A 10,124-nucleotide genomic window follows, 5' to 3' on the forward strand; every position below is an offset into this window, starting at 1 on the left:
CTATAAAAAAGGACAGCTTCATTGATAAAAGCTGTCCTTTTTACTAAGCAATGTATCTTTATCGAGGTATCTTTACCGAGTAATACGTTTTACCAAAATGTTGAGCTGTCTTTAAATTTAGCCAAACGCGTTTCGATATAAATTGGGTCATCCGTGAGCATGGCAGCAAACCAACCTGCACCATATAGGGCATTGGTATCTTTCGCTGATTTTAGGGCATAGAACTGTTGATATTGATTGTCATCATTGCGTTGCTCTAGCGCTATGTGCGCTTTTATCAGACGCTTTAACCAACGCTTGGTTTTCTTCTTGGATTTTTTCTTACTTAACAAAGGCGCAGAGAACTCACTTATGTAGCGTAACGCTTTTAGGTGATCGCATAGTAGCGCTTCGTCTTGATTATCCTCAGAGATATCCATATCAACATTTACATCATCGCTCCCAAGCTCGGTACTGCTTACTTCATCAGTTTCTTTATCTGCTTTGAGGCACTTGTTATATTGTTTCGATAGAATTTTTGCTAGCTTGTCGAGAGCAAGTTTATCCGTTTGAGGCTCAATACTAGGGTCACTCATGGTAAAGGCAATCAGCTCTAGCAAGGTGAGCTGAAAGTCATTGGCTTGCAGTGTATTGATCGGTGTGATTTTTATGTTCTCGATATCTGTCGTCCAATCAACAGCAGGGGCTCCGAGTGCCTGTAGCTCAGGCTCGATATAGGTATTGATATGAGTGAGTTGGTAATAATTGCCAAGTAGGTTGGCCGTTTGTTTTAGTATCGGTAGCCAGTCAGGATTGATCTCGTCAGAAAAGCTATCAAATGCTGTTAACGCAGCCTGCAAGCGCTCAAGACCAATGCTTACCTGCAAAACATGCTCGTCATCAATGCTTCCAGCGACGATAGCACTGCTATTTGGCAGTATCTGTAATAGACAGTTATGTACGGCTGCTCGTATAAAGGCGGGCATGCTACTGTCTTTGTTCAAATCTAGTTGGCTTAGGTCAGCGCCAACTGCTGGACTGTGGTTCTGTCCGTTGATGAGCAAGCCACCGTTCTCAGCTTTGGTCACGGTAGATAGACACAGCTTGTAACGTTTGCACCATGTTTTGGCTGTCGTAAACAAAAAATCTAAATCTCCTGACACCAACTCGAACTCTATCTCCTGAATGGTTTTTCGCTGAGAGTCATCAGTACCATGGAAAATTTCTCCATGATCGTAAGCCATCTCGATACAACTATCAGTTTCGTCACTATTATCTTCTATCAGTAAGCGCGTGGTGCGCTCGACGTTGGTGACATACAGTCGTGTTAGGTTTTTTGCTAACTTTTCGAGTTTAAAATTAGTCAGCGCAGAGACGACAGGAGTTTCTGCATATATCGTCAAATCAGGCATCAGCCCATTATTATGAAGCATTTCCTGCACTTGCTTGTCATCTAACACAGCGTTGTGCTCCAAACGAGCGGCAATGCCATCGCCACCAGCTTTGATGGTTTGTACCCAAGTATCGCCTTCTTTGCGAATACGCAGACCGATGCCTGCCTGTGCAAGCTGCTGGTCAGGAGTATCGTAGTAATGTGCAGCCAGTTGCGTCACTTGGGAAGATTTAACTTTTGCTTGACGCATTAAACCTTTTAGACGTGACTCTGGTACCAAAAACTTCAGCTCTATTTCTTGCATATTGGCTCCTAATAATTCTGACTGACGGCTCAGATCGGTGGTGGTGATAAACAATTATTAGTCTACCATTCTCTGATTATTTAAACCGCAATAAAAAGCCGCCCTACATGATGTAGGGCGACTTTTTAAGTATGTACTGCTAGTCTAGGGTTTATTAGAACTGGTTCATCGTGTTCTTGCCACCGCCAGCTTTCAAAGCGTTATCACCAGAGAAGATTTCTTTGTGGTCATCGCCAAGGTCAGAACCAGCCATTGCTTGGTGCTTAACACAAGAGATGCCTTCGCGGATTTCTTTACGTTGTACGCCAGCTGCATAAGCAAGCATGCCTTCTTCACCGAAGTAACCTTTAGCAAGTTCATGAACGCTAAGAGCAGTCGTGTGGTAAGTCGGTAGCGTGATTAGATGATGGAATACACCAGCTTCACGTGACGCATCACGTTGGAAGTTCTTAGCGGCAACGTCAGCTGCTGCATCAAGTTCAGTACCATCGTAGTCAGCACTCATCAAGTCATCTTTATTGTATGCAGAGATGTCTTTACCTTCTTCTTCCCATTTCGCGATGACTTGCTTACGGAAGTTAAGCGTCCAGTTGAACGATGGGCTGTTGTTGTATACAAGCTTCGCTTTAGGCTGTTGCTCTTTAATACGGTCAACCATTGATTTGATGTGGGCAACGTCTGGCGTTGGCGTTTCGATCCATAGTAGGTCAGCGCCATTTTCTAGAGCGGTTACACAGTCAAGTACAACGCGGTCAATGTTAGTCTCTTCACGGAACTGATATAGGCCGTTAGGTAGACGAACTGGACGTACTAGTTTGCCGTTGTGCTTAAGTAAGCTGTCATTTTCTTTGGCATCTTCAAGAGATATTTCTTCCATTTCGATGAAATCGATGTATTTAGAAGCAAGGTCGCCTGGCTCATTTGATACTGGGATTTTTTGCGTGAGTGATGCGCCCTCAGAGTCAGTACGTGCGACGATAACACCGTCTTCAACACCAAGCTCTAAGAATGCATAACGAATAGCGTTTAGCTTAGAGATGAAGTCTTCGTGCGGTACGGTGACTTTACCAGCCTGGTGACCACATTGCTTAGCGTCAGATACTTGGTTTTCAACCTGAATGGCACAAGCACCAGCTTCGATCATTTGCTTAGTCAATAGGTAAGTCGCTTCTTCGTTACCGAAACCTGCATCGATATCAGCGATGATTGGCACAACATGTGAATCAAAGTTTTCGATTTTTTCTAGGATAGCTGAGGTGTCTTGACCCGCTTCTTCAGCAGCATTTAGCTCACGGAAATAGTCGTTCAATACTTTAGCGTCAGCTTGACGCAAGAACGTGTAGATCTCCTCGATTAGCTTAGGTACTGATGTTTTTTCGTGCATAGATTGGTCAGGTAATGGACCAAACTCAGAGCGTAGGGCAGCTACCATCCAACCTGAAAGGTAGATATAAGTTTTAGAGGTCGTACCGAAGTATTTTTTCTTAGCATACATGGTTTGCTGTGCCACAAAACCATGCCATGCACCTAGAGACTGTGTGTACTGAGACGTATCATTGTCATAATCTTCCATGTCTTGACGCATGATTTTTGCAGTATACTTTGCGATATCCAAGCCCGTTTTAAAACGGTTTTGTGACATCATACGTGCGGCATCAGTCTCGCTAATATTCTGCCAGTTGCCGTGCTTTTGCTTTAATTCACGTACTAGGTCGATCGCTGATTTATATGCAGTTGACATCTATAGTCTCCTTGGTAGGGTGTAAAAAATAATAAATTGAGCGTTAAAATAATAATTTGTGTTGTCAATAAATTTGGTAGTGGTGGTATCAATACCTCGTAAAGGTCTTCTTTACCCTAAACAAACCTGTGCATGAATACAAGAAGATTGCTGAACTCAGCAGTTGACAAATAATTGCTGATTTATAGTGCTGATTCAGCTTACCCACGTCTATCAAAAGTGTTTGTTTATTTAATAAACAGCGTTGTCATAATTAGCAACAAGAGATGTTACAATTATACTGACACTTGGTAGTGTTTCACTGTCGAGATAAACCTTTACTATGCTATTTAACTATGTTGTTTTTTGGACGATAACCTGTTCATAAAACTCAGATTTGTGGTCTGTATCGCAAATCCTTTATGGAACTCACTATAACTGCCTTACTAAGATTTATCTAATTTATGATACTTATCTTTAGTATTTTTATAGGTTATAATATAGTTATAACAATATCTTATGGTGATGGAATTGAGTTATGCTGAGTATATTTTGCGGTAAAACCAATAAAAATTCGCAAAACTATGCTGTCCTAGATCGAAAATCACCATTTCAGCACTGATAATACCAAGCGTGCCGTGGTGCTTATCTTTTAAAAGCTAAGAGAAATATATATGAATTTGCAGCGGGTTGATTTAAATTTATTAGTCCATCTAGATGTGTTGCTACGAGAAAAAAACGTCACGCGCGCAGCTGAGCAGCTTGGTATCACCCAGCCTGCTATGAGCAATATTTTGCGCCGTCTGCGTAAGTTGTTTAATGATCCGTTGCTGGTGCGCTCCTCTGAAGGGATGACACCGACTGAGCGCGCCCTTGAGTTGCAGCCACGTATTCGTGAGATATTGGCTGACTTGACTCAAGTACTAGAGCCGCGCACCGAATTCCGTCCTTATAGTACGTCACGCGTCTTTCGTATTATGACGTCAGATTATGCTGAGGCGACTTTGGTACCGAAGCTAGTAAAGGCGCTACGTTCGGAAGCACCCAACGTCATTTTGGATTTTTTGACACCCTCAGATGTCTCTTATCGCGATATGGAGCAGGGGCGTGTTGATTTGGCTATCAACCGTTTTAATGAGATACCACAGAGCTTTCATCAGGTTTTGGTATGGCGTGATACGTTTAGTTGCTTGCTATCGTCTGAAAGTCCTTATGCCAACCGCTTTAATCTGAAAAACTACCTTAAAGCGCAACATGTTTGGGTATCTAAAACAGGGATGGGCGTGGGCTTTGGGGTTAATCCAGAAAAATCAGGTGGATTAGGATCTATTGATCAGGCATTGCAACGTTTGGGCCAAAAACGCCAAATTAGTGTCTTCACCCGCCACTATCAGATGCCAGCCATGCTTGCCGCAAATAAAGATTTGATAGCGACATTACCAACCCGTGTGGCAAGAATGCAGGCCAATAACGACAGTATTATGATGGAAGAACCGCCGTTTTTTATTCCTGAGTTTGAGCTGACCATGGCATGGTCACCATTGCTACAGCACCATCCTGCTCACCGTTGGTTGCGTCAATTAATCATGCATGTGGCACGGCAAGTAGTGGCTGAGGAAGAAAATCCACCACAAGAAATACCTGTCATTAATCACTTGTTTTAATGAGAGTTTTTACAAAGTAGTAAGTATCTTATAGTAAGTAATCAACTCACTTTGAACATTATTGTTCAATCTATATTTGGTATATTCAACGAACCAAACCAGCCTCTAGGCTGGTTTTTTTGTTTAGTATTGCTATGTAGTCTTATTCAATATTTAGCTATTCTTAATAAGAAGGTTACACTATTAACATCTTCAACACACTTCACAATATATTGTAAAACTCTTCGCCAAATACCTTGTTATGATAAGCACAGATAGAAAATAACTTATCGATTCATTTATTGAATTATCCTATCGACGTAACACCAAATAATTAAAAGTGACAATAATACTGAATATATAAAATCAAATAATAAGGACATCTACATGTCAGATATTACTACTGTTAACCCAGCAACGGGCGAAGACATTAAAAATTATGATTATATGAGCAACGACGAAGTTAACACGATTGTCGACGCGTCACATAATGCATTCTTAGAATGGCGTACGGTGAGCCATGAAGAACGTGGGCGTGTCATCAAGTCCATCGGTGACAAACTGATGGAGTATAAGGAGGAGCTATCTAAGCTTATGACCGAAGAGCGCGGTAAGCTCTATGGTCAAAGTCAGCAAGAAGTAGATCTCTGTAAAGCAATTTGTGATTACACTGCTGAAAACGGTGTTGCTGCGCTTGCAGATGATGAGCGAGATATCGAAAGCATGAAAAAAGGTATCGTGACTTATCAGCCAATCGGCGTCATCTATGGTATGCAACCTTGGAACTTCCCAGCGTATCAAGTATTTCGTTATGCCATTGCTAACTTGATGGCAGGTAACAGCGTGCTACTTAAACATGCAGCAAACGTCACAGGTTCTGGCTTATTGATCGAAAAAATATTCCATGAGTCTGAACTGCCAAATGATTTGTTCCGTACGATTTTGATTGACCATGACCAATCAGAAAAATTGATTGAAAATGACAAAGTACGTGGCGTAACGCTCACAGGTAGTGATGCTGCTGGTCGTATCGTTGGTCAACAAGCGGCCAAAGCAATTAAGAAATCAGTATTAGAGCTTGGCTCAAATGACGCCTTTATCGTACTAGAAGACGCCGATATAGAAACCGCTGTAGAGACCTGTACCCAAGCCCGTTTAGTCAATAACGGTGAAACTTGCGTAGCAGCGAAACGCTTCATCGTGGTCGATAGCGTATATGACGAATTCCGCAAGCGTATCGTAGAAAAATTTGAAGGTACAAAATCTGGCGACCCAATGGATGACAGCTCAGACATCGGTCCATTAGCGCGTAAAGACTTACAAGAAAAACTGCATGAGCAGGTTGAAGACAGTGTGAAAAAAGGCGCGACCATTGCCGTCGGTGGTGAGCTGCCAGAAGGTAAAGGCAGTTTCTATCCAGCAACTATCTTAGAAAATGTCGAGAAAGGTCAACCTGCCTACGACGACGAATTATTTGGTCCTGTAGCATCACTAATTCGTGCCAAAGATGACGACGATGCAATGCGCATTGCAAATGACAGTCGTTACGGCCTAGGCGGCGCTATCTTCTCAAAAGATGAAGAAAAAGCCATTCGCTTAGCCAGTGAGCAATTCGATACTGGTATGGTCTATATCAATGGTTACGGTCTTGCCAATCCTGCACTGCCATTTGGTGGTGTGAAGAACTCAGGCTATGGTCGCGAGCACGGCGGCTTTGGTATTAAAGAGTTTGTAAACATTAAAGCAGTACACGTATTTGGAAAATAATAGTGAATAACACGTAAAATTGTTAAAGACTAAAAAGAAAAACCCAGCTACTTAATAGCTGGGTTTTTTTGTGCGGGTGAAAATAATATTTTAAAACAATTAAGCATCAATCAATAGACGTAAGGGCAGGGCAGGCAAGATGCTAGAGGCTTGCTCACTTGGCGTTAATGACACGCCGCCAATAGCGATTTGCAATATCGTCCACGGCAATAAGTGATGCTCCAGCACTTGTACGCGCTTTTGCAAACTATCAGGCGTATCGGTATGACGAATCGGCAAGACCGCTTGGCTTAACACTTGTCCTGCATCCAGCTCGGCGGTGACCACATGGATACTACAGCCATGATGACGATCACCCGCTTGCAGTACTCGCTGATGCGTATCTAGCCCTTTGTAAACTGGCAGGAGAGACGGATGCAAGTTAATCATTGGTGCAGGCGCATTATCGATAAATGAGCCGCTCAATACGCGCATAAAGCCTGCCAAAACGATCAGATCAGGTTGCCATGCGACAAGCTGTTCATTGGCATGAGCTTCAAAGGTTTTGATGCCCATGCGTTTGCCGCTCTCTACGTGCGAGAGTACGGCGACCTCGATGCCTGCGTCTTTGGCGCGGGTGATGGCATAGGCGTCTTTGCGATTGCTAATAACGCCGACGATATCAATCGGCAGTGCCTTTTGCTGCACCGCGTCGATTAATACTTGTAGATTGCTGCCACTGCCTGAGACCAAGACCGCCACACGTAGTGGGGTCTGAGCGCTTGCATTAGCAGTGGCAGCGTTTGATACGGGTGCATCACACATTAGCGATATACCACCGCGTCTGCGTCACGGCTGACCATAGTACCGATTTGCCATGCGTTTTCGCCAGCAGCAGTTAAGACGTCAATCGCTTGTTCTGCTTTGTCTTGAGGCACGACAATCACAAAGCCTACGCCGCAGTTAAAGGTGCGGTACATCTCACGGGTGTCGATGTTACCGTTTTCTTGTAGCCATGTGAACAGCTCTGAGAACTGCCAGCTTTGGGTGTCGATGCTCGCAGCCAGATTTTCTGGTAAGACGCGCGGTAGATTGTCGGTCAAGCCGCCACCTGTGATGTGCGACATGGCGTGTAGATGCTCATTGCCAAGCGCTTTTTGTAGTGCTTGTACTGCTTGTACATAGATGCGCGTCGGTGCCATCAGGGCGTCTTGAATAGGCATGCCGTCTAGCGTTTTGTCGCTATTGGTCACATCAACGCCGCTGACTTCGATGACTTTACGCACGAGCGAGTAGCCATTTGAATGCGCGCCTGCTGAACCTAGCGCAATCAGCGCATCGCCTTCGGCAACATTTGCGCCAGTGATGACGTCGTCTTCTTCAACCACGCCGACGCAGAAACCTGCAAGGTCATAGTCTTCGTCTTGGTACATGCCTGGCATTTCAGCCGTTTCGCCACCGATAAGCGCACAGTTGGCCAATTTACAGCCATCACCGATACCGCTAACGACAGTCGCTGCGGTGTCGACATCCAGCTTGCCTGTCGCGTAGTAGTCTAAGAAGAACAATGGCTCAGCACCACAGACCAACAAATCATTGACACACATCGCGACCAAATCAATACCGATGGTATCGTGACGATTGAGCTGTAATGCCAATTTTAGTTTGGTGCCCACACCATCAGTACCAGACACCAATAACGGAGAAGTGTAGCCTGTTGGGATACGGCATAACGCACCAAAACCGCCAAGTCCACCCACGACTTCAGGACGAGTAGTGGCTTTTGCAACGGACTTGATTCGCTGAACCAAAGCATCGCCTGCATCGATATCAACGCCGGCGTCTTTGTAGCTTAAAGAAGGCTTGTCACTCATAGTCATCTCACAGTTGGGGATAGATAATTGGAATTAAAAAGTAAGGGAGTCAATCACGCTACAATCAGCGAGATAAAGTTTAAAGGCAAAGTTTAAAGATAGTGCGCGCATTATACCCAAAAACTGACCACACTCGCAAAGCAACTTACCGATATTTGGCTAAGTTTTGCATTAAGTGGCAAATAAGCGATTAAGAAACAAAAAATGACTGATTTTTTGTTGTACTCTGCGATAATAAAACACTAGATTTACGACTCCTGACGGCTCAAGTACCGCAATTTTTGTCACTATCTCAAATCAGCCCACGTATAGGATTACTTATCATGATGAACCAACCAATCGACCCTTTTTTCAGACGTTTATTTATCGTCGTCGTTTTGGTTGTGGCACTATTCCTTCTCTACCTGATGATACCAGTCATTGTGCCGTTTATATTTGCTTTTGTGCTGGCTTACTTGTTCAATCCTTTGGTAAAGCGATTGTCAAAACACCTCAGACGTTGGATCGCAATTATTGTTGTGTACTCTACCATTACTGTAGGGATGGCGCTGTTGCTCTGGTGGTTGGTACCGACATTGTGGCATCAGCTGCAAGCCGCTTGGGAGTATCTACCTAAGATATCTAGCTGGTATAATCAAGTGGTACGAGAGTGGTTCAACAGTAATACTCGTTTTCAATTGCCTGTCTTAGAGTCTAAGGATTTTTCTGAGACGCTGGTCGAGTATATGCAAACGAATTATAAGTTTGCTGATGCCAGTACCATGATGAGCCAAGTACTGACTTCGAGTATGAACTTTATTAACAGTGCAGGACTGATCGTGTTGGTGCCAATTTTAACGTTTTATTTTTTGTTCAATTGGGATCAGCGTTTACAGACGTGGAAGATGGCGATACCAGGAGCATACTGCAAACAAGTCATTGGCATCGCCAAAGAGTGCGATCAGGCTTTAATGGCGTTTATTAAAGGCCAGCTGTTGGTGATGGTGCTACTGGGTGCTATTTATGCAATACAGCTGCAGCTTATTGGTCTAGAGCTTGGACTTATCATCGGTATGGTAGCTGGTATTGCAAGCTTTGTACCTTACTTGGGTTTTGGCATTGGATTTGTGGCCGCTATCATCGCTTGCTTGTTTCAGTTTGGGTTGGATTGGACCTATTTGTTATTGGTCGTGGGGGCGTTTTTGGTCGGGCAAGCTGCAGAAGGTTATATTCTGCAGCCGCTGCTATTAGGTGATAAAATTGGTTTATCACCATTATGGGTTATCTTTGCGGTATTAGCAGGCGCCAGTCTATTGGGTTTTGTGGGTATGTTAATTGCGCTACCAGTCTCTGCTGTCTTAAATGTATTGTTCCGCCACCTATATGCGTATTATCGCACGACAGATTTTTATAAAGGTCGTAAGCAATTGCTACTGTTTGAGAAGAAGTAAATATTTTATGGGGCTGTCCTAGATAAATAAAATTA

Annotated in this window: 7 protein-coding genes; 3 read left to right on the top strand and 4 right to left on the bottom strand. The window is 43.7% G+C overall.

Annotated features, from left to right (window positions below):
- Positions 1 to 89: 89 nt before the first annotated feature.
- The gene (locus tag AS194_RS12090; protein WP_058025741.1) at positions 90 to 1,676 is read right to left on the bottom strand and encodes a CYTH and CHAD domain-containing protein; all 1,587 of its coding nucleotides are present in this window, start codon (positions 1,674 to 1,676) and stop codon (positions 90 to 92) included.
- Positions 1,677 to 1,830: 154 nt separating this feature from the next.
- On the bottom strand, positions 1,831 to 3,417 hold the full coding sequence (locus AS194_RS12095) for an isocitrate lyase (RefSeq protein ID WP_058025742.1): 1,587 nt from the start codon (positions 3,415 to 3,417) through the stop codon (positions 1,831 to 1,833).
- A gap of 653 nt (positions 3,418 to 4,070) precedes the next feature.
- Here AS194_RS12095 and AS194_RS12100 point away from each other — a divergent pair.
- Together AS194_RS12100 and AS194_RS12105 are read left to right on the top strand one after the other, a co-directional pair.
- On the top strand, positions 4,071 to 5,060 hold the full coding sequence (locus AS194_RS12100; RefSeq protein ID WP_058025743.1) for a LysR family transcriptional regulator: 990 nt from the start codon (positions 4,071 to 4,073) through the stop codon (positions 5,058 to 5,060).
- Between the two features lie 366 nt (positions 5,061 to 5,426).
- On the top strand, positions 5,427 to 6,806 hold the full coding sequence (locus AS194_RS12105) for an NAD-dependent succinate-semialdehyde dehydrogenase (protein WP_058025744.1): 1,380 nt from the start codon (positions 5,427 to 5,429) through the stop codon (positions 6,804 to 6,806).
- Between the two features lie 99 nt (positions 6,807 to 6,905).
- Here the strand turns inward: AS194_RS12105 and purN are convergent, their stop codons facing one another.
- On the bottom strand, positions 6,906 to 7,610 hold the full coding sequence (gene purN / locus AS194_RS12110; protein ID WP_058025745.1) for a phosphoribosylglycinamide formyltransferase: 705 nt from the start codon (positions 7,608 to 7,610) through the stop codon (positions 6,906 to 6,908).
- Positions 7,610 to 8,659: a phosphoribosylformylglycinamidine cyclo-ligase gene (purM, locus tag AS194_RS12115; protein WP_058025746.1), complete on the bottom strand. Its 1,050-nt coding sequence runs from the start codon at positions 8,657 to 8,659 to the stop codon at positions 7,610 to 7,612. The genes purN and purM overlap by 1 nt, the downstream gene beginning before the upstream one ends.
- Positions 8,660 to 8,982: 323 nt before the next feature.
- On the opposite strand from purM, the gene AS194_RS12120 reads away from it, so the two are divergent.
- Positions 8,983 to 10,089 (top strand): AI-2E family transporter, encoded by a 1,107-nt coding sequence (locus AS194_RS12120; RefSeq protein WP_058025747.1) that lies wholly within the window; start codon positions 8,983 to 8,985, stop codon positions 10,087 to 10,089.
- Positions 10,090 to 10,124 lie beyond the last annotated feature (35 nt).

The sequence above is a fragment of the Psychrobacter piscatorii genome (assembly GCF_001444505.1).
Taxonomy (GTDB): domain Bacteria; phylum Pseudomonadota; class Gammaproteobacteria; order Pseudomonadales; family Moraxellaceae; genus Psychrobacter; species Psychrobacter piscatorii_B.

What these genes read in the sequence shown, in the direction of transcription:
- AS194_RS12095 (WP_058025742.1), bottom strand. Translation starts at nt 3,417, where the DNA reads ATGTCAACTGCATATAAATCAGCGATCGACCTAGTACGTGAATTAAAG.
- purN (WP_058025745.1), bottom strand. Translation starts at nt 7,610, where the DNA reads ATGTGTGATGCACCCGTATCAAACGCTGCCACTGCTAATGCAAGCGCT.
- AS194_RS12090 (WP_058025741.1), bottom strand. Translation starts at nt 1,676, where the DNA reads ATGCAAGAAATAGAGCTGAAGTTTTTGGTACCAGAGTCACGTCTAAAA.
- AS194_RS12105 (WP_058025744.1), top strand. Translation starts at nt 5,427, where the DNA reads ATGTCAGATATTACTACTGTTAACCCAGCAACGGGCGAAGACATTAAA.
- purM (WP_058025746.1), bottom strand. Translation starts at nt 8,659, where the DNA reads ATGAGTGACAAGCCTTCTTTAAGCTACAAAGACGCCGGCGTTGATATC.
- AS194_RS12120 (WP_058025747.1), top strand. Translation starts at nt 8,983, where the DNA reads ATGATGAACCAACCAATCGACCCTTTTTTCAGACGTTTATTTATCGTC.
- AS194_RS12100 (WP_058025743.1), top strand. Translation starts at nt 4,071, where the DNA reads ATGAATTTGCAGCGGGTTGATTTAAATTTATTAGTCCATCTAGATGTG.